At 76.2% G+C, this 24,159-nt stretch carries 19 protein-coding genes, 3 tRNA genes and 1 pseudogene; 15 read left to right on the top strand and 8 right to left on the bottom strand.

The window, feature by feature from the left end; translation table 11 throughout:
- Positions 1–956: 956 nt before the first annotated feature.
- From ACFVVU_RS20270 to ACFVVU_RS20250, 5 genes and pseudogenes are all read left to right on the top strand, one after another.
- Positions 957–1,965, top strand: a pseudogene (locus ACFVVU_RS20270) (helix-turn-helix domain-containing protein); the annotation flags it as partial.
- Between the two features lie 745 nt (positions 1,966–2,710).
- Positions 2,711–3,313 carry an oligoribonuclease gene (gene orn, locus ACFVVU_RS20265; RefSeq protein WP_380687736.1) on the top strand — a complete coding sequence of 201 codons (603 nt, stop codon included), beginning with the start codon at positions 2,711–2,713 and terminating at the stop codon, positions 3,311–3,313.
- Between the two features lie 125 nt (positions 3,314–3,438).
- Positions 3,439–3,514: transfer RNA gene (locus ACFVVU_RS20260), tRNA-His, on the top strand.
- A 178-nt stretch (positions 3,515–3,692) separates the two neighbouring features.
- Positions 3,693–4,139 (top strand): DUF4442 domain-containing protein, encoded by a 447-nt coding sequence (locus tag ACFVVU_RS20255; RefSeq protein ID WP_380690432.1) that lies wholly within the window; start codon positions 3,693–3,695, stop codon positions 4,137–4,139.
- A gap of 114 nt (positions 4,140–4,253) precedes the next feature.
- Positions 4,254–5,225: a hypothetical protein gene (locus ACFVVU_RS20250; protein ID WP_387791270.1), complete on the top strand. Its 972-nt coding sequence runs from the start codon at positions 4,254–4,256 to the stop codon at positions 5,223–5,225.
- Between the two features lie 89 nt (positions 5,226–5,314).
- Here the strand turns inward: ACFVVU_RS20250 and ACFVVU_RS20245 are convergent, their stop codons facing one another.
- From ACFVVU_RS20245 to ACFVVU_RS20235, 3 genes are all read right to left on the bottom strand, one after another.
- Positions 5,315–5,779, bottom strand: a complete 465-nt coding sequence (locus ACFVVU_RS20245) for a GNAT family N-acetyltransferase (RefSeq protein ID WP_380688544.1) — start codon at positions 5,777–5,779, stop codon at positions 5,315–5,317.
- A gap of 135 nt (positions 5,780–5,914) precedes the next feature.
- Complete coding sequence (locus ACFVVU_RS20240) at positions 5,915–6,844, bottom strand: spermidine synthase (protein ID WP_387791269.1); 930 nt, start codon at positions 6,842–6,844, stop codon at positions 5,915–5,917.
- 84 nt (positions 6,845–6,928) lie between these two features.
- Positions 6,929–7,435, bottom strand: a complete 507-nt coding sequence (locus ACFVVU_RS20235) for a hypothetical protein (protein WP_387791268.1) — start codon at positions 7,433–7,435, stop codon at positions 6,929–6,931.
- Between the two features lie 371 nt (positions 7,436–7,806).
- On the opposite strand from ACFVVU_RS20235, the gene ACFVVU_RS20230 reads away from it, so the two are divergent.
- The gene (locus ACFVVU_RS20230) at positions 7,807–9,444 is read left to right on the top strand and encodes a tetratricopeptide repeat protein (RefSeq protein ID WP_387791266.1); all 1,638 of its coding nucleotides are present in this window, start codon (positions 7,807–7,809) and stop codon (positions 9,442–9,444) included.
- A 42-nt stretch (positions 9,445–9,486) separates the two neighbouring features.
- Here the strand turns inward: ACFVVU_RS20230 and ACFVVU_RS20225 are convergent, their stop codons facing one another.
- Positions 9,487–10,137, bottom strand: coding sequence for a histidine phosphatase family protein (locus tag ACFVVU_RS20225; protein WP_380688463.1), 651 nt, complete (start codon positions 10,135–10,137; stop codon positions 9,487–9,489).
- A 228-nt stretch (positions 10,138–10,365) separates the two neighbouring features.
- On the opposite strand from ACFVVU_RS20225, the gene ACFVVU_RS20220 reads away from it, so the two are divergent.
- The 6 genes from ACFVVU_RS20220 to ACFVVU_RS20195 all read left to right on the top strand — a co-directional run bounded on the left by ACFVVU_RS20220 (position 10,366) and on the right by ACFVVU_RS20195 (position 16,153).
- The gene (locus ACFVVU_RS20220) at positions 10,366–11,649 is read left to right on the top strand and encodes a hypothetical protein (protein ID WP_387791264.1); all 1,284 of its coding nucleotides are present in this window, start codon (positions 10,366–10,368) and stop codon (positions 11,647–11,649) included.
- Entirely contained in the window at positions 11,646–13,283 is a 1,638-nt protein-coding gene (locus ACFVVU_RS20215; protein ID WP_380688459.1) for a hypothetical protein, read from the top strand. Before ACFVVU_RS20220 ends, ACFVVU_RS20215 begins: the two co-directional genes overlap by 4 nt.
- 8 nt (positions 13,284–13,291) lie before the next feature.
- Complete coding sequence (locus ACFVVU_RS20210; protein WP_387791262.1) at positions 13,292–14,662, top strand: AAA family ATPase; 1,371 nt, start codon at positions 13,292–13,294, stop codon at positions 14,660–14,662.
- A gap of 248 nt (positions 14,663–14,910) precedes the next feature.
- The gene (locus ACFVVU_RS20205) at positions 14,911–15,318 is read left to right on the top strand and encodes a hypothetical protein (protein ID WP_380690315.1); all 408 of its coding nucleotides are present in this window, start codon (positions 14,911–14,913) and stop codon (positions 15,316–15,318) included.
- An 84-nt stretch (positions 15,319–15,402) separates the two neighbouring features.
- Positions 15,403–15,990: a bifunctional DNA primase/polymerase gene (locus ACFVVU_RS20200; protein ID WP_380690317.1), complete on the top strand. Its 588-nt coding sequence runs from the start codon at positions 15,403–15,405 to the stop codon at positions 15,988–15,990.
- An 89-nt stretch (positions 15,991–16,079) separates the two neighbouring features.
- A tRNA-Lys gene (locus ACFVVU_RS20195) sits at positions 16,080–16,153 on the top strand.
- 136 nt (positions 16,154–16,289) lie between these two features.
- On the opposite strand, the gene pgi is transcribed toward ACFVVU_RS20195, so the two are convergent.
- Positions 16,290–17,951, bottom strand: coding sequence for a glucose-6-phosphate isomerase (pgi, locus tag ACFVVU_RS20190; protein WP_387791260.1), 1,662 nt, complete (start codon positions 17,949–17,951; stop codon positions 16,290–16,292).
- Between the two features lie 202 nt (positions 17,952–18,153).
- On the bottom strand, positions 18,154–19,737 hold the full coding sequence (locus ACFVVU_RS20185) for a Na+/H+ antiporter (protein ID WP_387791258.1): 1,584 nt from the start codon (positions 19,735–19,737) through the stop codon (positions 18,154–18,156).
- Between the two features lie 232 nt (positions 19,738–19,969).
- Here ACFVVU_RS20185 and ACFVVU_RS20180 point away from each other — a divergent pair, with 232 nt between their 5' ends.
- Both ACFVVU_RS20180 and ACFVVU_RS20175 read left to right on the top strand, forming a co-directional pair.
- Complete coding sequence (locus ACFVVU_RS20180) at positions 19,970–20,878, top strand: NADP-dependent oxidoreductase (protein WP_380688657.1); 909 nt, start codon at positions 19,970–19,972, stop codon at positions 20,876–20,878.
- A gap of 75 nt (positions 20,879–20,953) precedes the next feature.
- Positions 20,954–21,027, top strand: a tRNA-Lys gene (locus ACFVVU_RS20175).
- Between the two features lie 81 nt (positions 21,028–21,108).
- Here ACFVVU_RS20175 and hemC read toward each other — a convergent pair.
- On the bottom strand, positions 21,109–22,044 hold the full coding sequence (hemC, locus tag ACFVVU_RS20170; RefSeq protein WP_387791256.1) for a hydroxymethylbilane synthase: 936 nt from the start codon (positions 22,042–22,044) through the stop codon (positions 21,109–21,111).
- Positions 22,045–22,085: 41 nt separating this feature from the next.
- Positions 22,086–22,778 carry a DUF2306 domain-containing protein gene (locus ACFVVU_RS20165; RefSeq protein ID WP_380681969.1) on the bottom strand — a complete coding sequence of 231 codons (693 nt, stop codon included), beginning with the start codon at positions 22,776–22,778 and terminating at the stop codon, positions 22,086–22,088.
- Positions 22,779–22,962: 184 nt separating this feature from the next.
- Between ACFVVU_RS20165 and ACFVVU_RS20160 the strand changes: the two genes are divergently transcribed.
- Positions 22,963–24,132, top strand: a complete 1,170-nt coding sequence (locus ACFVVU_RS20160; protein ID WP_387791254.1) for a sensor histidine kinase — start codon at positions 22,963–22,965, stop codon at positions 24,130–24,132.
- Positions 24,133–24,159: the final 27 nt, after the last annotated feature.

Below are 24,159 nucleotides of genomic sequence, written 5' to 3'. Positions count from 1 at the left end.
CGATCGAACCACGCGGCCCCATCGAGACCGAAGCAGCCCGCCGCCTCGCCGACGACCTCAAGAACGAGTGATCACCCGATTACCCAACACTTTCTGAGCCGGACGCCCCAGGACCCGTCCCGCGACAACCAGCCACCGTTGCACCGACCCTCTTCCCAGAAGGGTCGACGGGTGCCACGCTTCGTGATCGAATGCATCACGCCAAATTGCCATGTCGACATAGCGTCGGATGGTGAACTTGTCACAACGGCAACGGTCCACCCGATAGATTCGATCTTGGCTAGCAGTGCCGCACCACCACACCACACCACCGAGGGGGCTTGAGCGCCTTGAGCAGGGTGAGCAGGAGCGACGCGGGTCCTGACAGCGGCCAGGCCGTGGCCGGTATCGCGGGTCGTTCCACGAGAAGCGCCGGCTCTCAGGCCTCCGCCGCCAACACCCGCCACTCCGGCACCACCTCCTACTCCTCCTATTCCCCCGCGGCCCCGTCCGCCCCGGGAACCCCAGCCGCACCAGGCGCCCCAGGCGGCTCCGGCGCCTCGCAGGGCGCGGGAGCCCCGCCCTTCCCGGGCGTCCCGGAACACGGCGGACGCCCCGTCAGCCGATCGTCCGTCAGCCACTCCGGCGGGTACGGCGGCGGCTCGGACGGCCGGGCCGGGACGTCGGTAACCGGCCATTCCGGCGGGCACCCGGGCGGCCATTCCGGAGCCGACGGCGGGTTCACGACCTTCGCCTCCCCCGCCGGTGCCTTCACCGGCCCGGGCACTCCCGGAGCCGGCCTCGGACCGGCCCTCCCCGGCCTGCCCGGCTCCGCGAACACCGGCGGGCTCCCCGGCGGACCGCTCGGCCTCGGCGCCACCGGACACGGCCTCGGCGGCCACGGCCCGTCGGTGCACGGCCAGTCGGTGCATGGCCACGGCGGCCCCGCCGGCGGCCTCAACGGCTCCTCGACGGCCGTGCTGGCCGCCGCGCCCCGCAAGCTCTCCGGGCGCCGCCGCCGCGAGACCGTCGCCGTCCTGATCTTCGGCGGCGCACCGATCTTCGAGAGCTCGATCCCGCTCTCGGTCTTCGGCGTCGACCGCCAGGACGCCGGGGTGCCGCGCTACCGCCTGCTGGTCTGCGCCGGCGAGGAGGGCCCGCTCGCCACCACCGGCGGCCTGACCCTCTCCGCCCCGTACGGACTGGAGGCGCTGGCCCGGGCCGGCACGATCGTCGTCCCGGCCTGGCGCTCGATCTCGCAGCCACCGCCGGTCGAGGCGATCACCGCCCTGCGCAAGGCGCACCACGAGGGCGCGCGGATCATCGGCCTGTGCACCGGCGCGTTCGTCCTCGCCGCCGCCGGCCTGCTGGACGGCCGCCCGGCGACGACCCACTGGATGTACGCGCCGACCCTGGCCAAGCGCTACCCGCGGGTGCACGTCGACCCGCGCGAGCTGTTCGTCGACGACGGCGACGTGCTGACCTCGGCCGGCACCGCCGCCGGGATCGACCTGTGCCTGCACGTGGTCCGCAGCGACCACGGCGCCGAGGCGGCCAACGCGCTCGCCCGCCGGCTGGTGGTGCCGAGCCGGCGCAGCGGCGGCGGGCAGGCCCAGTACATCGATCAGTCTTTACCTGAGGAGATCGGCAACGACCCGCTCGCCGAGGTCGTGACCTGGGCCCTGGAGAACCTCAACCAGCAGTTCGACGTCGAGGTGCTGGCGGCCCGCGCCTACATGAGCCGACGGACCTTCGACCGGCGGTTCCGCACGCTCACCGGCAGCGCCCCGCTGCAGTGGCTGATCACCCAGCGGGTGCTGCAGGCGCAGCGGCTGCTGGAGACCTCGGAGCTGTCGGTGGACGACGTCGCGCGCCGCTGCGGCTTCCGGTCGCCGGTGGCGCTGCGCGGGCACTTCCGGCGCCAGCTCGGGGTCTCGCCGGCCGCGTACCGGACGAGCTACCGGGCCCGGCGGCCCGGGGCGTCGGCTCCGGCGCCGGCCGCGCCGACGGGCGGCGACCTGCGGACGGCGGGGGCGGTCGCGTCGGCGGCCGCGGCCGGCGCGGTGGGCGGTTCGGTCCAGGGCCAGCACGGCCAGCACGGTGGGCACGGCGCACCCGGTGGGCACGGCACGCCGGTGGGGCACGGGTCGGCCGGCGCCCAGGGTTACCCGGGCGGCTCGGGTTCCGCGGTCCCGGGCCAGCACGGGCAGCCGTCCGGACCGGGCGTGCACGCGCGGGCCGGGCAGTCGTACCCGCACCAGCCGGCCGGACACCAGTCGCACCCCGGGCAGCCGGGGACCGGTCGTGGTCCGGCGCGCCCGCCGCTGGTCCCGGCGCAGCCAGGGCCCGGCACGGGGCGGCCGTCCAGGACGGCGGAGCACGCCGCCGCCGAGGACGGGGTCCCGCAGCCGGGCGCGCGCGGCCAGGGCCAGGGACACCGGAGCGCGGCCGACCGGCCGCAGGATGGGTCGCCGGAGGTCCGGGCCCGGCAGGCCCGGGCGGGCCAGCTCCGTCCGCAGGGCGTGCGGGGCACCGCGGCCGAGGCCAGGGAGCCCCGCGAGGGGCGGCCCGGGCGGGACGCCCGCCCGGCGTACCCCGGCCGGGAGGTCCGCGAGGTCAGGGAGACGGACGGCCACGCGCCGGAGGAGCACGGCTCCGAGGGCCGCACCCCGGCACCGCGCTCGGCTCCATCGGTGCCCGCGGCGCGTGATCGCGCCGTAGGGTGAGTGGCGTGAATGACCGTTTGGTATGGATCGACTGTGAAATGACAGGCCTCGACCTCGACCGGGACGCCCTGGTCGAGGTCGCGGCACTGGTGACGGACTCGGAGCTGAACATCCTCGGCGAGGGTGTGGACGTCATCATCCGGCCGCCCGCCGAGGCGCTGGCGAACATGCCCGGGGTGGTGCGGGAGATGCACACCGCCTCCGGGCTGCTGGAGGAGCTGGAGCACGGCGTCACGCTGGCCGAGGCGGAGGCGCTGGTGCTCGCGTACGTCCGCGAGCACGCGCCGGAGGCCGGGCGCACGCCGCTGTGCGGGAACTCGGTGGCCACCGACCGCGGGTTCCTGAGCCGGGACATGCCCGCGCTGGAGGGCCACCTGCACTACCGGATCGTGGACGTCTCCTCGATCAAGGAGCTGGCCCGGCGCTGGTACCCGAAGGCGTACTACAACAGCCCGCAGAAGGGCGGGAACCACCGGGCGCTCGCCGACATCCGCGAGAGCATCGACGAACTGCGCTACTACCGGGAGGCGGTGTTCGTCCCGCAACCCGGCCCGGACACCGACACCGCGCGCGCGATCGCCGAGAAGTACCAGCCGCCGACGGGCTGAGCCCGGAGCGGCGGAGGTGCTCGCGCCGGGGCGAGGAAACCCTGGCGCGAGCACCCTTCCGGATCCTGTAGAGTTCTTCTTGTCGGAGCGGGAACGCCGAAAGGCGCGAACGGTCCGGACAGATGGTGGGTGTAGCTCAGTTGGTAGAGCACCTGGTTGTGGTCCAGGTGGCCGCGGGTTCGAGTCCCGTCACTCACCCCATCGCCCCGAGGGGCCGGTCTCGTCAAGAGACCGGCCCCTCGGGCTTTTTCGCGTTCCCTCACATCGGCGGCGGCCGGGCGGGGATGGTGTGGCGCGCGTCGCACCGTGGTCCGCGTCTCATTCTTTTCCCCGGCCGCGGGTCTGCCACCGGAAGCTACTGACTAGTAACGTTGCCGCCATGACCACTCCTTCGATCGGCCGGCTGCTCGACTCCACCGTCCCGATGGCCCGGACCCTGAAGCTCGAGTACCTGGAGACCACCCCGGAGCGTGCTGTGCTGCGGCTGCCCGACCAGCCCGAGTACCACAACCACGTGGGCGGCCCGCACGCCGGCGCGATGTTCACCCTGGCCGAGTCAGCCAGCGGCTGCATCGTGCTGGGCGCCTTCGGCGACCAGCTCTCGCGCGCGGTGCCGCTGGCGGTGAGCGCCGAGATCTCCTACAAGAAGCTCGCCATGGGCGCCGTCACGGCCACCGCCGTGCTCGGCCGGCCGGCCGCCGAGATCGTCGCCGAGCTCGACAAGGGCGAGCGCCCCGAGTTCCCGGTGACCGTCGAGATCACCCGGGCCGACGGCGCGGTGACCGGCGTCATGACGGTGATCTGGACGCTGCGCCCCAACTCCTGAGCGGAGCACGGCGGGCGGGGCCGACGGGGGCGGACGGCCCGCGACGACCGCCCGCGATGACTGTCCGTGACGGCGGCCGTGTCCTCCCGGTCCGCCCGCTCGTTCTCGATTCACGTGCGAGCCAAACACGCGACCAGAGGCCCGGAAGCCGCCCGACGGACCGTCGGCGGCGGGTGGCGGGCGGCCCGGCGGTGGCTGCCCCGGCCACGGGCCGTCGCGGCCGGCGGGGCCCTCCTCGCGCAGCTCTGGGGGTTCGGCGCCTGCGCGGCCGACGCCGAACCGCTGCCGGAGCCGGTCGGGCGGACCGTCGGCCGGGCCCTGACCGGCGGCGGGACGGCGCCCGACGACCCGGTGGAGCGGCCCGTGCCGAGCCCGTCCGGCGGGCTGCTCGACCGGCTCGCCGACGACGTCCCCCGGGTCGCGGCCGATGTCGTCGCGGCGGACGTCGCCACGGCGGACGTCGCCGCCGACGTCGTCGCGCCGGGGCGGTCCCCCGCGACCGCCCCGACCGACCCGGCCGGCCCGATCGGCAGCGCCCTCCAGGACCGGATCAGGGCCGGCGGGCTCCCCCTGCCGGGACAGCGGTCCGCCGTGCCCGACGCGTTCGCGATCGCCTCCGGACTGTGGGGCGCCGGGCCCGCCCGCACCCGCCCCGTCGAGGCTCGGGCGGCCCGCGGCGAGGTCGCCGACGGGCCGTCGGGTACCTCTGCCCGGCCCGCCGACGCCGCACCGCCGCCCCCACCGGGCGGCACTCCGCACGGCCAGGCCGCCCCACCGTCGGCCCCCGCCGCACCGGACCGGCCGCCACCCCCGCCCCCAGGACCCGGGCACCCGGACCCGGCGGATGGCGGGGACGGGCGGCCGGGCGGCCGCGAACACCCGTCCGCCGCAACCGGCGCCCCGGTGGCCGGCCCGGCGGCGGGCCCGACGGCGCGGCCCGGCGGGACCGCGACCAGGACGGCCGCCGTCACCGTCGCCCACGACACCGCCGGCACCGCGACCGCCGTCCTCGCCCCCATCGCGGCCGGGCTGTTGCTGACCGGCGCCGCGATGTACAAGCACCGGGGCCTGCCGAAGGGCCACTGAACGGACCGCCGGGGGCGACCCCTGATGGACGGGGATCGGGCGGCGAGGGTCGGCGGGCGGGGATCACAGGCGGGGATCAATAGGCGGGATCAGACGGCGGGGGTGGCCAAGTGAAGCGTGAGCAGCGGCAGTTCGCGCCCGGGGATGGAACCGGAGGGGGCCGTGCCGGTGCGGACGGCTCCCATGGCCAGGTAGAAGGGTTCGGCGTTCGGGTCGGCCTCGACGGTGACCCGGTCGAAGCCGAGGGCGGTGGCCTCGGCGCGCAGGTGGTCCATCAGACGACGGCCGATGCCGCGGCCGATGGCGTCCGGTTCGACGAAGATCATGCCCAGTTCGCCCTTCGGGGGCGCCCCGGTGAGGGTGACGAAGCCCAGCACCCGGCCGTCGTCCTCGGCGACGGCGGTGCGGTCGGGTCCGATCCGCTCCGGGTCGAGGGTGAGTTCGGCCCGGCAGGCCTCGATGAACTCGTCGTCGTAGCCCCAGTGCGCCTTGGAGCGCAGCGCGAGGGCGCTGAGCGCGGCCGCCTCGCTCGGCCTGGCCGGTCGGATCAGCATGGTGGGTGCCCCTCCTGGTCGGGTCGTCCGGGATCCGGCCGTCCGGAATCCGGTTGTCCGGGATCCGCCCGTCCGGGATCCGGGCGCACACGATCCGGCCGCCCGGGACCCGGACATGGTGCACCAGAGGGCGGCCTAACGGAAGACCCCCGCGGGCGGGGCCGGGGAGGGGGTGGCGGTGGCGTCGGTGGCCGGGGTGGCGCCGGCGGCGAAGTCGGCCAGGGCGCGGCCGTGTTCGACCCGGCCGTGGGAGGCGTCCGAGGCCACCCGGCGGGTCAGTTCGGCCAGCGGGAGCGGAGTGTGCGCGGCGGCCAGCACGAGGTTGCCGAAGCGCTTGCCGCGCAGCACCGCGGGGTCGGCGACCAGACAGAGTTCGGGGAAGACCGCGCCGAGGGTGGCCACCTGGGAGCGGGCGAACGGCAGGGCGGAGCCGTCGGCGATGTTGACGGCGTACCAGCCGCCGGGGGCGAGGGCCCGGGCGGCCAGCGCGGTGAACTCGACAGTGGTGCAGTGGGCGGGCACCCGGGCACCGGAGAAGACGTCGGCGATCACCAGGTCGACGGTGCCCTCGGGGGTGCGCTCCAGCACGCTGCGGGCGTCCGCGCCGCGCACCTTGACCTGCCAGCCGCGCTCCAGTGGGAGTTCGGCGCGGACCAGCTCGGTGAGCGCGGTGTCGATCTCGGCGACCTGCTGGCGCGAGCGCGGGCGGGTGGCGGCGACGTAGCGGGCCAGGGTGAGCGCGCCGCCGCCGAGGTGCAGGACGGTGAGCGGGCGGCCGGGCGGGGCGACCAGGTCGATCAGGTGGCCGAGCCGCCGCTGGTACTCGAAGCCCAGGTGGGCGGGGTCGGCGAGGTCGACCAGGGACTGCGGCGCGCCGTCGATCAGCAGCGACCAGGCGGCGGGCCGGTCGCGGTCGGGGCGCAGTTCGGCGAGCCCGGAGTCGACGGCCCGGGTGAGCGGGCCCTGGGCGTGGGTGCGGCCGGCGGGGCCGGTGGCGGCCGGGCCGCTCTCCGCGGCGGTGCGGCCGCGGTCCGCGGTGCGGCCGGCCCGGTTGCTTCGTCCCATACCCGCCATTATCGCCGCCGCGCGGAAGAGCCCCGCGGCTCGGCGGGGCGGGCGGGCGCGGGCGGGCGGGGGTCAGGACGGGGGTCAGGACGGGCCGAGGCCGCCCGCGGTGAGGGTGCAGGCGGCCTCGCAGAGGGCCGAGCGCAGGACCCAGGGGTCGGTGGGGCGGGCGGAGCGGTCGGCGCCGGCCGGGGGCAGCACCCAGCGCGGGTCGGTGGCGGGCAGCAGTTGGGCGCCGGCGGTACAGGAACTGCCGGGCAGGTGCCAGGTCGCCGAGGTGCCGGCCGGTACGAGGAAGGAGACGGTGGCGTCGTTGCGGCTCTGCAGCACCGCGCCGCAGGCCCGGCGCAGCCGCAGGATGTCGACCGCCTCCAGACCGTGCCGCAGGGCGACCGTCACGGTGTCGAAGGTGGCCACGAGGACGGCGTCCGTGCCCGCCTCCGCGCGCTGGCGCCGGCAGGGGCCGCCACCGGACGGGACCCGGCCGGGGCCGCGGTCGTCGGCCGACTCCGGCAACAGGGCGGGGGCCGCTCCGTCGAGCACCCCGCCGACGGCCGGACGGCGGAACTGCGGTACTCCAGTGGCCGCCATGGGCCCTCCTGTCGCCTCGTCGGGACCGGAAGCCGAACCGCCCGGGTGGGGGTGCCGGCAGGGGCGCGGCGGGGGACGGCGGCGGGGGCTTCCATGTACCAGGACAACGCGGGGCCCGTACCGCAGGCCACGGGGCGCTTTACAGCAAGGCATGGCATTTCATGGCAGATCCCGGCAACTATGCCCGGTTTGCACCCATTTGGTGGTACATCGACCGCCAACACGCTGTGTCCAATCGGTGACTCCCGGTACTGTCGTGCCTCGCCCGGCCGTCCACCGGGCCCCTTCGGACCCACCCGCGGCCGGGCGTCCCCGCCGTCCCAGCGCCGCCCGACCCTCGCACCACCACCCGCACCACCACGGAGCGCACCATGGCAGCCACCCCACCGGCCGAGCCGAACCGCCCGTCACCCAACACCGCGATGCGCGCCCTGCGCGGCGACCGCTCGCCGGGCGAGTTCGCCACGGCCGTGCGCCGGGCGGCCCGGGAGATCGGCGAGCACGTCTCCTGCGACGCCCGGTACGTCGGGCGGGTCGAGTCCGGCGAGATCCGCTGTCCCAACTACGCGTACGAGCGGGTGTTCCGGCACATGTGGCCGGACCGCTCGCTCACCGACCTCGGCTTCGCGCCCCGCACCGCCGTCCGCCGCCGCCCGGCGGACGGCGGCGGGGGCGGGGGCCCGGGCACAGGCGCGAGCGGCGGCCTCCGGGCGGCGGGCCGGGCCGGCGGGCCGGGGGCCGGAGCACCACCACCCCTCCACCCGGCGTTCCCACCCCTGCCCGCCCCGCGATCGCCGCTCTCCACCCGACTCCCGTACGCTGCCTCGCCGTACGCGGAACCGCCCCCACCGCCCGGGGCCCCGGCGCCGAGGTTCACGACGGCGCCCCGGGGGCCCGACGAACCGCACCCCTGTGACGAGGAGAACGACGTCGTGCGTCGCCGTACGTTCCTGGCCGGCGGCCCGGCCGCGCTGGCCTCCGTGATCGGCATCGACCGGCCCGGCCCGGCCGCCGCGGCCCCCGCCCCCCACGGCGAGGCCGCCCACCCCGCTCCACCGGGCACCGTCGTACCCGGCCGCCCCGGCCCCGTCGTCCCGCCGCCCCGCAAGGTCGGCGCAGCCGAGGTGCTCGGTGTGGAGCAGGCCGTCCGGGACATCCGGCTGGCCGACGACGCGCACGGTGCCGACGCGCTGTTCGAGCAGGCCGGCCGCTCGCTGCGGGAGGCCTACCTGCTGCTCGAAGCCTGCGAGTACTCCACCGAGACCGAGCAGAGGCTCCAGGTCGGGGCCGGCGAACTGGCCATCTCGGTGGGCTGGTTGGCGCACGACTCGAACCGGCTCGCGGACGCCCGCTCGTACTACGCGGAGGCCCTGGCCACCGCGCGGATGGCCGGCGACGCCGCGCTGGAGGCGCACGTCTTCTCCAACGGCGCCTTCCTCGCCCGGGACGCCGGCCGCCCCCGCGAGGCGCTGCGGGCCGCCCAGGCCGGGCAGTCCGCCGCCCGGCACCTCGACTCCCCCCGGCTGCTCGCCCTGCTCACGATGCGCGAGGCCGGCGGCTGGGCGCTGCTGCGGGACCGGGGCACCTGCGAGCGGGCGATCGTCCGGGCCTGCCGGCTGTTCGAGCAGGGCCCCCGGCAGGCCGACCCGGAGTGGATGTCGTTCTTCGGCGAGGCCGAACTCGCCGGGCTGCAGGCCCAGTGCTGGTCCGCCCTCGGGGACTGGGACCGGGCCAGCGAGCACGCCCGGCTGGCCATAGCGCTCCAGCAGCCGCACTTCGTGCGCAACCGGGTGCTCTACACCGCCGAACTCGCCCACGACCGGCTCGGCCGGGGGGACTTGGCGGGTGCGGCCGAGCACGGGTCGGCCGCCGTCGCGCTGTTCGGCGACGTCCGCTCGGCCCGGATCCGCGCCATGCTCGCGGACACCGCACAGCGGTTGCGGGAGCACCGGCGGGTGCCGGAGGTGGAGCGGTTCCTGGCCGAGTACGGCGCGGCGACGGCGGCCTGAGCGGGCGACGGCGGCCGGCCACCGCGGGCCGGCCGCCTCCGGTCAGTGCTTCAGGGTCTCCAGGTGACCCTGGTCGTTCCACAGCTCCACCGCCGGCGCGCCGTACTCCCAGGACAGCACGCAGAGCGCGGCGGTGCCGAGCTTGAACCGCTGGGCGAACTCGGGCGGCAGGCCGAGCCAGCGGGCGGTGAGGATGCGCAGCAGGTGGCCGTGGGCGAAGAGCACGACGTCGCAGTCGGCGCAGTGCATGACCGTGGTGTCCGGGTCCGGCACGCCGTGCGCGGTGTTGAGCTCGGCGAGCAGGGAGTCCACCCGGGCGGCGACCTCGGAGAGCTTCTCGCCGCCGGGGACGCCGTCGCGCCAGATCAGCCAGCCGGGCTGGTCGGTGGCGCGGATGTCGGCGCCGGTGCGGCCCTCGTACTGTCCGTAGTCCCACTCCAGGAGTTCGGGGCGCTCGACGGCCCGGTCGCCGAAGCCGGCCAGCTCGCAGGTCTCCTTGGCGCGGCCGAGCGGGCTGGTGTAGACGCGGGCGTCGGGCAGGCCGTTCCAGGGCGCCGCGGCGAGCCGGGTGCCAAGCGCGCGGGCCATCGCCCGGCCGTCCTCGGTCAGCGGGATGTCGGTGCGGCCGGTGTGGCGGCCGGTGGCCGACCAGTCGGTCTCGCCGTGGCGGACCAGCAGGATTCGGGCGGGCATGGGCGGGCTCCTCGCACTCGGGCGGTGTCAACGGTCGGCCTCGCCAGCGAGCACCGGACTCCATGATCCCCCACCGGTGCGCCTCGCACGCGACCGGCCCGCGTCCCGCGGCGGGGCCGGTCACGGGATGCCGGGCGGCACCCGGGGCCGGTCCGGCCGGTCCGGGTTCGCCGTCAACGGCCCGTTCGGGGCGGATTGTCGGAGCCGGATGCGACACTGGGCCGCACCATGAACGTCTCGACGAACGCCCCGCTCCGCGGGCCGGCGGAGCCGCTCGCCCAGCGGCTCGCCGAGCTGCGCGGACCGGCGCAGCAGCGCAGTCTGAACGCCCGTTCCCTCGCCGCCCTGGCCGCCAATCCGGGGTGCCACCGCCGCGCCGTGCTGGACGCCGCCGGGGTGGACAAGGCGGCGCTGGCCGCCCGGCTGGGCCGCCCCGCCCCCTTCGGCCGATCGCCGTTCGCGCTGGCGCGCGGCGTCGTGTTCGAGGCCCGGCTGAAGGAGGACGGCTACGCGGCGCTGCTGGAGCCGCTGCGCCGCCGGCTCGGCATGTCCGAGGAGGGCGGCCCGCTGCTGGTGCCGGACCTGCTCCGCTCCTCCGGTCCGGCGGTCCGGGCCGACCGGACGGCCGCCGCCCTGGCGGAGGCGGCCGCCGAGGAGCGGGCCTGGACGCTCCTCGACCACCCGATGCTGCGGCTGGAGGTGGCGGGCTCCACCGCCTACCTGGAGCCGGACGCCGTCGTGGTGCACGGCGGGCGCTGCACCGTCGTGGAGATCAAGTCCTTCCCGGTGCTGGACGGCAGCGCGGACCCGGGCAAGGTGGGCGCCGCCGCCCGGCAGGCCGCCGTCTACGTGCTGGCGCTGCAGGAGGCGGCCGCCGCGCTGGCCGGGCAGCCGGTGGACCCTGACCCGTACCGCGAGCAGCGGCTGCCGGGCAGCCCCCGCACCAGCGTGCTGCTGGTCTGCCCCGAGGACTTCGGCAGCCGGCCGACCGCCGTACCGGTGGACGTGCGCCGCGAGCTGGCCACCACCCGCCGCCAGCTGAGCCGGATGACCGGCATCGAGCGGCTGCTGGCGGTGCTGCCGCCGGGGGCGGACCTCGATCTCTCCCCCGATGCGGACGGCGCGCCCGTCCGGTCCGCCGAGGAGTTGGAGAAGACGCTCGGGACGGTGCCCGCCGCGTACAGCCCGGACTGCCTGTCCACCTGCGAGCTCGGCTTCCACTGCCGTGCCCAGGCCCGTTGCGGGGACCGGGTCGAGCAGCTGGGCCGGGGGGTGCGGGGCGAGCTGGGCAGCATCCGCACGGTGACGGAGGCGCTGGCCGTCGCCCGTACCGGCCCGGGCGGGGCCGGCCGGACCGGCGCCGACGGGGCCGCGAACGAGGACGGCAACGAGGACGGGAGCGAGGACGGCGACGGGGCCGACGAGGCCGCCGCCCGGCTGGCCTACGCCGCCGCGCTGCGCGCCGAGGCGCTCGGCCGCACCGCGCCGGCCGCCGCGGGGGGCGAGCGGTGAGCCTGCTGTCCACCCTGGCCCGGCTGGAGGCCGTGCGCAGCGGCCGGGCCGAGCCGCTGGCCACCGTCCGCCACCGGCACCTGTCCGAGCGCCCGATGGTGTTCGTCCCGCTGACCTCGGCCGGTGAGGACGGCGCTCCGCTGGCGGTGCTGCTGGGCACCGACCGGCAGGCGCCGGTGCTGCACATCGTGCCGCAGCCGCTCAACCGCACGCTGCGCTCGGAGTTCCTGGCGGACCTGGCCGCCGATCTGCTGCCCTACCTGGAGTCCTTCGGCGACGAGGTCGAGCTCATCGAGGGCTCCGAGAAGGACCCGGAGACCGGTGAGAAGTCGCCGGTCGTCCGGGAGCTGTGCGCGGACGCCCCGCAGCTGATCGTGCCGAACAGCGGGGGCGTGCGGCACCTGGCGCTGCTCGGCCGCTCGACCCGGTTCCGCCGCACCGCCGAGGACGAGGACCCGGGCCCGTTCCCGGCCCCCGCCCGGGTGCCGCTGCTCGGCCGCTGGCTGACCCACCTCGCCGAGCGCGCGATGGTGCCGGGCTCCAGCCTGCTGCTGCCGATGACCGGGCTGCTGGCCCGGCACTGGGCCACCGGCCAGAGCCATCTGGAGGACCAGCACCTGGCCGCCCGGCTGGCCTGGCACGCCCCGCCGGAGGGGCTGACCGGTGCGGAGGCGGCCGAGCTGGCCGAGACCGGGCGCGGCTTCGAGGGCCGGCTGATCCACCCGCCGGCCGGTCCGACCACCGACCCGGTGTTCGACGCCAAGGTGCTGGCCCCGGCGATCGCCCGCTACGACGCGGCCGCGGCGGCGCAGCGCGAAGCGGAGGGCGCCGGCCCGGCGGGCCGCGCGGACGCCGAGGCGGCCCGGGAGGCGGTGCGGGTCTCCGTCGAGCGGCTGCGCGCCGTGCTGCGCGAGGAACTGCTGCCGACCTGGCACGACGTCTGGCGGGGCCTGGACCTGCTGCGAGCCCTGCCGCCCGCCGGCCATCTGCCCGAGCGGTGGACCGGCGACCGCTGGTCGTACACCGGTCACCGGGACCGGCTGGCGGCCGGCGAGCCGCCGCAGCCGCGGCTCGACGACGCCGTGACGGCCGCCCGCAAGCTCGCCCAGCGCGAGCGCGAGCAGGCCCGGCTGGACGTCCAGGAGGCGCTGGACGACCCGCTGGCGATGGCCGAGCACCGGCTCGCCGGGGAGGCGTTCAGCGGGGTGGTGACCGAGGTGGTGCCGGACTACGACACCACCGGCCGCTCCCCCAAGCCGCGCCCGCTGGTGACCGTCCGCACCGACGACCGCCCGCACGCCGACCTGGGCCGGGAGGTGCACCGGGTCCGGGAGCCGGCGGCGCCGGAGGCCGCGGCGGGTCCGGCGCAGAAGGCCGTGATCGCGGCGGCCGACCCGGAGGCGGGCACCATCACCGTGCGGGTGTTGTCCGGCATGGGGCGCAAGCGGGAGCCCGAGCCGGGCAGCCTGCCGGAGCCGGGCGAGCGGGTCACCTTCACGCTGTTCGAACTGACGGTCCGGCAGGCCGCGCCGCTGCCCGATCCGGACGACACGCCGTGGACGCACGGCGGCCCGCCCGGCGCCGCCGTCACCGTGCTGCCGGCCGTGGCCGGCGCCGCCGAGGACTGGGAGTGATCCGCCCGATGAGCACCGAGCAGGACGCCGGCCAGAGCCCCGGCGCGGCGGCCGACGCCGCGGTGGCGCGGATCCTGGAGGCGACCGTCCGGCCGGCCACCGGGGCACCGCGCGGCGTGGTGGTGGACTCGCCGCCCGGCGCCGGCAAGTCGACCCTGGTGGTGCGCGCCGCCCGGGAGCTGGTCGGGGCCGGCGAGCGGCTGATGATCGTCGCCCAGACCAACGGCCAGGTGGACGACCTGGTCGACCGACTGGCCGTCAAGGCCCCCGACCTGACGATCGGCCGGCTGCACGCGGCCGACGCCCGCCCGGGGCCGGAGGTGCTGCGGCACCCCAACGTCACGCCCTCGGACAAGGTCGCCGAGCTGGCCGAGCTGGACGTGGTGATCTCCACCTCGGCCAAGTGGCAGTGGGTGCGGGCCGAGCAGCCGTGGCGGCACGCGATCGTCGACGAGGCGTACCAGATGCGGTCGGACGCGCTGCTCGCGGTGGCCCGGCTGTTCGAGCGGGCGCTGTTCGTCGGCGACCCGGGCCAGCTGGACCCGTTCACCGTGGTGGGCACCGAGCAGTGGGCGGGTCTGTCGTACGACCCGTCGAGCAGCGCGGTGGTCACCCTGCTCGCGCACAACCCGCAGATCGAGCCGCACCGGCTGCCGGTGTCCTGGCGGCTGCCGGCCAGTGCGGCGCCGCTGATCTCCGGGGCGTTCTACCCGTTCACGCCGTTCCGCTCGGGCACCGGTCCCGGTGACCGCTCGCTGACCGCGTCGGTGCGCCCGGACGGCTCGGCGGTGGACGCCGCCATCGACCGGGCGGCCGAGCACGGCTGGGCCCTGCTGGAGCTGCCGGCCCGGCACACGGTGCGCACCGATCCGCAGGCGGTGGCGGCCGTCGCGGCCACCGTGCGCCGACTGCTGGACCGCGGGCTGACGGCGCACTCCGAGCAGGGCTCCGCCCCGCTCACGGCGGACCGGGTCGCCGTCGGCACCGCGCACCGGGACCAGGCGGCGGCGGTACGGTCCGCGCTGGCCGCGGCCGGGGTGCCGGTGGACCCGCTGGCCGGGCCGGCGGTCACGGTGGACACCGCGAACCGGCTGCAGGGGCGCGAGTACGACGTCACCGTGGTGCTGCACCCGCTGTCGGGGCGGCCGGACGCGACCGCGTTCCACCTGGAGACCGGCCGGCTGTGCGTGCTGGCCTCCCGGCACCGGCACGCCTGCATCGTGGTGGCCCGGGCCGGGATCGCGGAGCTGCTGGACGAGCATCCGGCCACCGAGCCGGTGCAGTTGGGCGTTCCGGTGGCGTTCCCCGACGGCTGGGAGGCCAACCACCGGGTGCTGCACCACCTGTCCGGGCACCGGGTGCGGCTGGGCCGGTCCTGACGGCGCGGGCCTGCGCACCGGCACGGGCGTGCGACGGGCCGGCCGGGCGCGTACGGAACCGGGCCGGCGCGCGCCCGGCCGGCCCGACTGACGCGCGCCCCCGGCGCGCCGGGCGGGAATAGCGCCCGGACGCGCACCGTTCCGTTACCGGCCGCCGCCGCGAGACAATGGACGACGGCCACGACCGGGCGGCGCCCGACCCGAGCAGCCGTCGCCCGCACCCATCGAGCACCCGGAGGTGTCCGTCCATGCCCGACTCCCATGCGCAGGCGTCCGACCCGAGCGGCCTCTCCGCACCGGCCGGTCCCGGCACGGGCGCCGGTGCGGCGCCCGGCCGGCGGCAGCGCCCGGCGCAGCTGCTGTTCGAGCCGCAGGCCGCCGAACCGGAGCCGGAGCGTTTCTTCGACCTGGAGTCGATCGACGACCCGGCGGAGCTGCTGCGCCGCTCCACCGAGCTGGCGCTGGCCTTCCGGGCGGCCGCCGAGCGGGCCACCGACTTCCAGGCGGTCGCGGCCGCGCAGCTGGCGGACCCGCGCCGCTTCGACGCGCTGTCCGACGCCGAGATCGCGGACCGGGCCGACTGGACGCCGGACTACGCGGCCAAGATGATCGAGTACGGCCGCACCCTGCTCCAGCCGCGGCGGCAGGAGGACTGATCCGCCCGGAGGGGTTCGCGGTCCGGTTCCGTGGCCACTGGCATATGCCGGAGGAAGCGGAAGGGTACGCCCCCGCCCGGCCCGCTGTCCGGCGAACCGCTTTTTCCCTCCCGGACCCGCCCCGGACACCCCACTCTGCTGTCCGTGGACATCTGGACCTATCAGTCGGTGGAGCACGTGACCGTGGCCGGAGCGGCCTGGCTCGCCTCCGCCAGCGAGTACCCGCGCAGCATGCGCGCCCTCTGGGAGTCCCGCCCGTGGGCACCCTCGGTGCTGCCCTGCGGGCGGGCCTTCGACGTGATCAGCATGCCGGCGCTGTTCGGCCGCCGGGTCCTGGACGAGCTCTGGGCCTCCGGGCCCGGCTGCGGGCCGGTGGCGGCCGTCCGGGGGCGAACGCTGCTGTTCGTGCAGCCGGGGGCGGCGCCCAGGCTGCGCCGGCTGCTGGCCTGGGAGGAGTGGGCCCGGGACGTGCCGCCGCTGCTCTGCCACGGCAAAGGCGACACCGTGACGGTGCCGCCGGTGCAGCGGACGGTCGGCGCCCCGGACACGCCGGGTCACGGCCCGGGGCGGTGGATCGTCGCTCCGGAGAGCCGGGAGCCGTGGCTGCCGGGGGCCTCCGTCGTCCTCTGGGCCTGTGTGCGGGCGGCCCGCGAGCCGGTCGACGCGCTCTGAGCCTCCCGGGCCGGCGGCGGGCCCGGGAGGTGCGGGTATTCGATTTTGGCCGGACCCCGCCCCGCTGCTAGAGTCTTCTCTGTCAGCAGGCGCCGCTAGCTCAGTTGGTTAGAGCAGCTGACTCTTAATCAGCGGGTCCGGGGTTCGAGTCCCTGGCGGCGCACAGACAGCCGGAAGGCCCTTCGCTCTCGCGAAGGGCCTTCCGGCGTTTCCGGACACGTCTTCCGAGACGCCCCGGGGGCCGGCCGGCACGGGGCCGCCCGCCGAAGCGGACGGCCCTCGCACCGGACCGGGAGAGGTCAGCGCCCGCGCAGCTCGCGGTAGCGGGCGACCAGCGCGGCGGTGGAGCTGTCCAGCGCCTCCGTGCCCTCGCCGGTCAGCAGCACCGGCTCGATCCGCTTGGCGAGCACCTTGCCCAGCTCGACGCCCCACTGGTCGAAGGAGTCGATGTTCCAGATCGCGCCCTGGACGAACACCTTGTGCTCGTAGAGCGCGACGAGCTGGCCGAGCACCGAGGGGGTCAGCTCGCCGGCCAGCACGGTGGTGGTCGGGTGGTTGCCCCGGAAGGTCTTGTGCGGGACCAGCTCGGCCGGCACGCCCTCGGCCGCGACCTCCTCCGGCGTCTTACCGAAGGCCAGCGCCTGGGTCTGGGCGAAGAAGTTGGCGAGCAGCAGGTCGTGCTGCGCGACCAGGCCGGGCAGCAGGTCGGCGACCGGCCGGGCGAAGCCGATGAAGTCCGCCGGGATGACCTTGGTGCCCTGGTGCAGCAGCTGGTAGTAGGCGTGCTGGCCGTTGGTGCCGGGGGTGCCCCAGACCACCGGGCCGGTCTGCCAGCCCACCGGGCGGCCGTCGCGGTCCACCGACTTGCCGTTGGACTCCATGTCCAGCTGCTGGAGGTAGGCGGTGAACTTCGACAGGTAGTGCGAGTACGGCAGCACGGCGTGCGCCTGGGCGTCGAAGAAGGCGCCGTACCAGACCCCGAGCAGGCCCAGCAGCAGCGGGACGTTCTCCTCCGGCGGGGCGGTGCGGAAGTGCTCGTCGACCAGGTGGAAGCCGTCCAGCATCTCGCGGAAGGCGTCCGGGCCGATGGCGATCATCAGCGAGAGGCCGATCGCCGAGTCGTAGGAGTAGCGACCGCCGACCCAGTCCCAGAACTCGAACATGTTGGCGGTGTCGATGCCGAAGTCGGCGACGCCCTCGGCGTTGGTGGAGAGCGCGACGAAGTGCTTGGCGACCGCGTCGGTGTCCGCGCTCAGCTCGGTGAGCAGCCAGTTCCGGGCGGAGACCGCGTTGGTGATGGTCTCGATGGTGGTGAAGGTCTTGGACGCGACGATGAAGAGCGTCTCGGCGGCGTCCAGGTCGCGGACCGCCTCGTGCAGGTCGGCGCCGTCCACGTTGGAGACGAAGCGGACGTCGAGGTCGCGCTGGGCGAAGGAGCGCAGCACCTCGTAGGCCATCGCGGGGCCGAGGTCGGAGCCGCCGATGCCGATGTTGACGACGGTGCGGATCCGCTTGCCGGTGTGGCCGCGCCACTGGCCGCCGCGGACCTGCTCGGCGAAGCCGGCCATCTTGTCGAGCACGGCGTGCACGGCCGGCACGACGTTCTCGCCGTCGACCTCCACGACGGCGCCGCGCGGGGCGCGCAGCGCGGTGTGCAGGACGGCCCGCCGCTCGGTGGTGTTGATCTTCTCGCCGCGGAACATGGCGTCCCGCAGCTCGGCGACGCCGGTGGCCGCGGCCAGCTCGCGCAGCAGCGCCAGGGTCTCGTCGGTGACGAGCTGCTTGGCGTAGTCCACGTGCAGGTCGCCGACCTGGAGGGTGTAGCGGCGGCCGCGCTCCGGGTCGGCGGCGAACAGGTCGCGCAGGTGCGTGTCGCCGAACTCCTCCCGGTGCTTGGCGAGGGCGGCCCACTGCGGGGTGCGGTCCAGCGGGGTACGGGCGTCGGCGCGGGTCTCCGACATCGGTGGCTCCTCGATTCGTCTGGGTGCGGATACCGGCAGGGCCAGGCGGGAGGGTTTCGCGAGGTCGTGCGGGTACCGGGGTGCGCCGACTCCGTTGACGGCCTTGCCCGAGGTCAGCCTATGCAACACCGCGACCCCGGGCGCACATTCCGCCCCCGACGACCCGTGCCCGTTCGGACGCCCCGTCAGGCCGGACCGGGCGTCACCGCCGCTCGGAGCGCAGGTCGAGGCCGCGCAGCACCTGGTCGACCAGTTCCGGGTCGGCGCCGGGTTCGGCGCGGGCGGCCACCATCTCGCGCCGGGAGGCGGCGATCATCTCCTGCTCGACGCTCTGCGCCGCGCGCCACTGGGCGAGCCGCAGCTTGGCCTCGGCGGCCTCCTCCTCGGCGTAGTTCTCGGGGCAGAGCCGGGCCAGCCGGTCGTGCTGACGGTCCCGCAGGCGGTCGGCGACCTCGGCGGGCAGCCGGTCGGCCTCCTCCAGTTCGCCGAGCCTGCGCAGCCCGGCCTTGGCGGCCCGCCACCAGAGCCGGCGGACCTCCTGCTCGTGCCGGTCGTGGTCGAGGTCGAGCTCGAAGCGCTTGGCCAGCCAGGGCAGCGTGAGGCCCTGGACCAGCAGGGTGAAGAGCACCACGCTGAACGCGATGAAGACCAGCCGGCCGCGCTCCGGGAAGGCCTTGCCGGAGTCGAGGGTGAGCGGGATGGCCAGGGCCAGGGCGACGGTGGCGACCCCGCGCATCCCGGACCACCAGAGCAGCACGCTCTCCTGCCAGCTGATCGGGGTGTCCTCCTCGGAGCCGGAGCGCAGCTTCTGGGAGAGCCAGCCGGCCGGCAGCAGCCAGAGCAGCCGGACCACCACGACCACCGCGATCACCACCGCGGCGTCGCCGAGCATGCCGGTCCAGCCGGAGCCGGCCTCCTTGAGGACGGTGGCCAGCTCCAGGCCGATGAGGCCGAAGGCGACGCCGGTGATGAGGATCTCGACGATCTCCCAGAAGGCGTTGCCGACCAGCCGGTAGGCGACGGCGTCCGCGTCGGCGGCCCGTTCGGCGAGGTAGAGCCCGCAGACCACGACGGCGAGCACGCCGGAGCCGTGGATCTCCTCGGCCAGGCTGTAGGCGGCGAAGGGCACCAGCAGGTTGAGCGCGACCTGCTGGGTGGGGTCCTCCAGGAGGGCGGCGAGCTTGGTGTTGGCCCAGCCGAGGGCGACGCCGATGACGACGGCGAGGACCGCCGAGAGGACGAAGCGCAGCACGGCGTGGCCGGTGGAGAAGTCGCCGCCGACCACCGCGTCGATGGCCAGCGAGTAGACGACGATCGCGGTGACGTCGTTGAACAGGCCCTCGCTCTCCAGGATGGCGACCAGCCGGCGGGGCAGCCCGACGCTGCCGGCCACGGCGACCGCGGCGACCGGGTCGGGCGGGGAGACCAGGGCGCCGAGCGCGATGGCGGCGGCGATCGGCAGTCCGGGCAGCAGCCAGTGCGCGGCGCCGGCCACGGCCGCGGTGGTGACCACCACCAGGGCGACGGCGAGCAGCAGGATGGAGCGGAAGTTGGCCTTGAAGTAGCGGACCGAGGAGCGCCGGGCGACGGCGAAGATCAGCGGCGGCAGGACCAGCGGCAGGATCAGCTCGGGGTCGATGGCGATGTCGGGGATCTGCGGGATCAGCGCCATGGCGATGCCCAGCAGGGTCATCAGCACCGGTTGGGGCACGCCGGTCCGGCGGGCCAGCGGCATGGTCACCACGGAGGCGAGCAGCACCAGGAAGAGCAGGGGCAGCTGGCCCACGGGAAGGGTCCTCTCGGTGGCGGGCGGGTGTGCACCGGCGGAGTGCACGGGCGGGTGCACCGGCGGGGTGCACGGGGGTGCGGCCCGGACATGGCCCGGGCCGCCGTCAAGGATAAATCTGACAATGATCTCAACTGGGACGACACGCCGGTGAGGGGTTGACCTCAAGTGGGCTTCACCCCACAGGATCGGGGGACCCGAGGCTCGACAGGACCCGACAGGAGTGCCCGCGATGAAGGCAGTGACCGTCCCCCGGTTCGGCGGCCCCGAGGTGCTGCGGGTGGCCGCGGTGCCCGACCCCGAGCCCGGCCCCTGCCAGGTGCGGGTGCGGGTCTACGCCGCCGGGGTGCAGCCGGTGGACCTCGCGATCCGGGAGGGGCGGTCCCCGGCCGGCATCGAACTCACCCCGGGGCTGATCCCCGGCAACGAGTTCGCCGGGGTGGTCGACCGGCTCGGGTCGGACGTCGACGGCTGGGCCGTCGGGGACGAGGTGCTGGGCTTCCGGCTGCTCGGCTGCGCGGCCGAGCTGGTCGCGGCCGACGCCGCCCAGCTGGTGCGCAAGCCGGCCGGGATGCCCTGGGAGCACGCGGGCGCGCTGTCCGCCTCCGGGCAGACCGCGCACCTCGCGCTCACCGAGCTGAAGGTCGGCGCGGGCGACACCGTGCTCGTGCACGGCGCCGCCGGCGGGGTCGGCACGGTCGCCGTCCAGCTGGCCCGGGCCTGGGGCGCCACGGTGATCGGCACCGCGAGCGAGCGCAACCACGGCTATCTGCGGGAGCTGGGCGCGATCCCGGTCGCGTACGGGGAGGGGCTGGTCGAGCGGGTCCGGGAGGCGGCCCCGCAGGGCGTGGACGCGGCCTTCGACGCGGCCGGGCGCGGGGCGCTGGAGGCCTCCGTCGAGCTGGTCGCCGACCGGGCGCGGATCGGCACCGTGGTCGACTACCCGGCGGCCCGGCGCCTGGGCGTGCTGGGGATCCGGGGGCCACGAACGGCGGCCCGGCTGGCCTCGCTGGTCGACCTCTGGGAGGCGGGCGGGCTGCGGCTGGAGATCGCCGACACCTTCCCGCTGGGGCGGACGGCCGACGCCCACCGGCTGGTCGGCACCGGGCACGTGCGGGGCAAGGTCGTGCTCACCCCCTGAGCGGTCCCCGGGGGCGGGCTCCGGGCCGATTGTGTGTTTCGGCCGCTGACCAGGTAATGTCTTCCTCGTCAGCAGGCGCCGCTAGCTCAGTTGGTTAGAGCAGCTGACTCTTAATCAGCGGGTCCGGGGTTCGAGTCCCTGGCGGCGCACAGACAGCCGGAAGGCCCCTCGTGAGAACGAGGGGCCTTCCGGCGTTTCCGGGTGCGCCCGGAAACGCCGCCGCCGGCGTCTCAGTGCGGGATCCCGCCGATCAGCTCGGAGGCGCCCTGCCGCTTGAGGGCGAGGGCGGTCGCGGTGCCGAGGTCCTCCGGGCTCAGCGCGCCGGCCCACTCGTGGGCGTCCAGGACCCGCTTGCCGTCCGGGGTGAAGACTCGGCCGCGCAGCGACAGCCGCCCGTCCGCCTCGGCCCTGGCGTAGCCGGCGATCGGCGAGTTGCAGTGGCCCTGCAGCACGTGCAGGAACATCCGCTCGGCGCTCGCCTCGCGCCAGGTCGGGTGGTCGCCGAGGCCGACGACCGCGTCGATGGTGGCGGTGTCCTCGGCGCGGCACTGGAGGGCGAGGATCCCGGCGCCGATCGGCGGGCACATCGCCTCGATCGGCAGTACCTCGCTGATCCGCGCGGCCTCGCCGATCCGCTCCAGACCGGACAGCGCGAGCAGCAGCGCGTCCGCCTCCCCCGCCGCGAGCTTGGCCAGCCGGCTGTTGGCGTTGCCGCGCACCGGCACGCACTCCAGGTGCGGGTGGGAGGCGGCCAGCTGGGCCCGGCGGCGCACCGAGGAGGTGCCGATCCGGGTACCGGGCGCCAGTTCGTCCAGGGTCAGACCGCCGGGGTGGACGAGCGCGTCGCGGATGTCGTCGCGGCGCAGGTAGGCGGCGAACACGGTGCCGGCCGGCAGCGGACGGTCCGCGGGCACGTCCTTGAGGCAGTGGACGGCGAGGTCCGCCTCACCGGCGAGCAGCGCGGCGTCCACCTCCTTGGTGAAGGCGCCCTTGCCGCCGAGCCGGGCGAGATCGCCCATCCAGCGGTCGCCGGAGGTGGTCACCGGCACCACCTCGGTGCGCACCCGCGGGTGCAGGGCGGCGAGTTCGGCCCTGACCCGTTCGACCTGGGCGAGCGCCATCGGCGAGGAGCGGGACACGATCCGGATCAACTCTGCGGTGGTCATTGCTGGATGATAGGCCGTCACATCACCGGGAAGGTGCCGGCTCACCCGGCCGGCGGCGCGGCGGGGGTCCCGGGGATCCGGGCGATCACCCGCTCGGCCACCACCAGGTTGATCAGCCAGCAGGTCCAGGCGGCGCTCGCGTAGGCCTGCTCGAACGGGACCCCGGCGAGGTCCATCACCGGCAGCCAGATCCGCAGCGTGGCGGCGGCCAGGATCAGCGCGAACGAGCGGGTGGCCCAGGCCCGGTGGCGCACGACGTCGCGGCGCAGGGCGGCCCGCCAGGCCAGTGCCGAGGAGAGCAGCAGCAGGACGGCGAGCGCGGTGAAGCCGATCGGCGCAACGGGGCCGACCATTCCGGACGGCGCCAGCAGCAGTCCGCCGGTGCCGGCGGCCAGGACGGCGAGCAGGTAGAGCCGGCCGGTCAGCCGGTGCAGCGCCGGACGGCGGGCGCGCAGCCGGGGCAGGAACTGCCAGGGGCCGAGCAGGATCGCCAGCACCCCGCCGCCGACGTGCAGGGCGAGCGGGACGCGGTGGGCCAGGTAGACGGAGCGCTGCCGGTCGAGGAAGACCTCCGGGTCGAGGGTCAGGTAGCGGGCGGTGAGCAGGGCGGTGGCGAAGGCCAGCACGGTGACCGTCCACCAGCCCGCCCGGCGGGCCCGGGCGGGGCGCGGTGCGGCGCGGTCGGCGGACGGGGCGGGGGCGGCTGCCGTGGCCCGGGGGCCGGGTGCGTTCATGGCCCGGACGCTACGGACCGGCGGGGCCCGGTCGCGTCCGCCCGGCGGGGTCGCCCGGGCTGCCCCGCACGGGGGTCCGGAATACCCCACCAGGGCGATGCGCGGACCGGACGGCCGTCGCTACCGTACGGCCCGGGCGCCCGCAGCACCGCGCGGCGGCCACCGCCCCGAGACCGGAGCCGCCATGAGTTCCCCGCCGTACGCCCGGGCGATCCCGGCGGCCCCGCCGCCCCGGTGGCCGCTGCCCGCGCTGCGGGCGGTGCCGGCCGCCCGCTGGGACGCGGCCCTGGCCGGGGTGTTCCTGCTGGTGACGGCCGTCGAACGGATCGGCGCGGCGGACCGGCTGCACGGCGGCCTGCCGCTCGCGCTCGCCCTGGGCGCGGCGGTGGCCGTACCGCTGGCGGTGCGCCGCACCAGGCCGCTGGCCGGCTACCTGGTGGGCGCGGCGGCGCTCTCGGCGGAGTCGCTGTTCGTCCTGCCGAGCCCGGTCTCGCCCTACGCCGACCTCGTCGGCCTCTACTCGCTCGGGCTGTACGCGCCCCGGCGGCACGCCTGGCTCGGGCCGTTCGCCGCCCTGCTCGGGATGGCCGCGTACTTCGCCGGCCTCGGACACACCTACCCCGCCATCCCCGCCGGGGTGCTGTTCCTCTGGCTGCTCGCCTGGGCGGTCGGCTACGGGGCGGCCCGGCGGGCCGAGCAGCGCGAGACCGACCGGCTGCTGCTGCACCGGGAGGTGGTCGCCGAGGAGCGGGCCCGGCTGGCCCGGGAGCTGCACGACTCGGTGGGCCACACCCTGAACGTGGTGCTGGTCCAGGCCGGGGCCGCCCGCCGGCTGCTCGACCGGGAGCCGGAGCTCACCCGGGAGCTGCTGCACGGGATGGAGAACACCGGGCGGGAGGCGCTCGACGACCTCGACCGGGTGCTCGGCCTGCTGCGGCGCGGCGCCGGTGAGCAGGACCCGCAGGGCGCGGCGCCGCAGCCCGGGATCGCCGACCTGGAGCGGCTGGCCGAGCGGCTCGGCCGGGCCGGGCTGCGGGTGCGGACGCGGATCGACCCGGCGGCCCGGCGGGTGCCGCGCAGCCTGGATGTCTCGGCGTACCGGATCGTCCAGGAGGCGCTCACCAATACGGTCAAGCACGCGGGCGCCCGGACCGTCGGGGTCACCGTGCGGTGCGCCGCCGGCCGGCTGACCGTCGAGGTGTGCGACGACGGGCGGGGCGTGCCCGCCGGGTACGCGCCCGGCCGCGGGCTGCTGGGCGTGGCCGAGCGGGTCTCGGTCCTCGGCGGCCGGGTGGAGCACGGGCCGGGCGAGCCGGGCGGGTTCCGGCTGCGCGCCGAGTTGCCCGTCCCGTGACGGCGGCAGCGCCGACGGGTCCTGCGG

This window comes from Kitasatospora sp. NPDC057965, from assembly GCF_042887135.1.
In the GTDB taxonomy this organism is placed as follows: Bacteria; Actinomycetota; Actinomycetes; order Streptomycetales; family Streptomycetaceae; genus Kitasatospora.
This window is presented reverse-complemented; position numbering and strand designations above follow the sequence as displayed.

Bases quoted from the DNA above. Each gene is read 5' to 3' on its own strand.
- ACFVVU_RS20180 (WP_380688657.1), top strand. From the start codon at position 19,970: ATGAAGGCAGTGACCGTCCCCCGGTTCGGCGGCCCCGAGGTGCTGCGG.
- ACFVVU_RS20230 (WP_387791266.1), top strand. From the start codon at position 7,807: ATGGCAGCCACCCCACCGGCCGAGCCGAACCGCCCGTCACCCAACACC.
- ACFVVU_RS20225 (WP_380688463.1), bottom strand. From the start codon at position 10,137: ATGCCCGCCCGAATCCTGCTGGTCCGCCACGGCGAGACCGACTGGTCG.
- ACFVVU_RS20235 (WP_387791268.1), bottom strand. From the start codon at position 7,435: ATGGCGGCCACTGGAGTACCGCAGTTCCGCCGTCCGGCCGTCGGCGGG.
- ACFVVU_RS20205 (WP_380690315.1), top strand. From the start codon at position 14,911: ATGCCCGACTCCCATGCGCAGGCGTCCGACCCGAGCGGCCTCTCCGCA.
- ACFVVU_RS20210 (WP_387791262.1), top strand. From the start codon at position 13,292: ATGAGCACCGAGCAGGACGCCGGCCAGAGCCCCGGCGCGGCGGCCGAC.
- ACFVVU_RS20255 (WP_380690432.1), top strand. From the start codon at position 3,693: ATGACCACTCCTTCGATCGGCCGGCTGCTCGACTCCACCGTCCCGATG.
- ACFVVU_RS20220 (WP_387791264.1), top strand. From the start codon at position 10,366: ATGAACGTCTCGACGAACGCCCCGCTCCGCGGGCCGGCGGAGCCGCTC.
- ACFVVU_RS20160 (WP_387791254.1), top strand. From the start codon at position 22,963: ATGAGTTCCCCGCCGTACGCCCGGGCGATCCCGGCGGCCCCGCCGCCC.
- hemC (WP_387791256.1), bottom strand. From the start codon at position 22,044: ATGACCACCGCAGAGTTGATCCGGATCGTGTCCCGCTCCTCGCCGATG.
- ACFVVU_RS20165 (WP_380681969.1), bottom strand. From the start codon at position 22,778: ATGAACGCACCCGGCCCCCGGGCCACGGCAGCCGCCCCCGCCCCGTCC.
- ACFVVU_RS20240 (WP_387791269.1), bottom strand. From the start codon at position 6,844: ATGGGACGAAGCAACCGGGCCGGCCGCACCGCGGACCGCGGCCGCACC.
- pgi (WP_387791260.1), bottom strand. From the start codon at position 17,951: ATGTCGGAGACCCGCGCCGACGCCCGTACCCCGCTGGACCGCACCCCG.
- ACFVVU_RS20245 (WP_380688544.1), bottom strand. From the start codon at position 5,779: ATGCTGATCCGACCGGCCAGGCCGAGCGAGGCGGCCGCGCTCAGCGCC.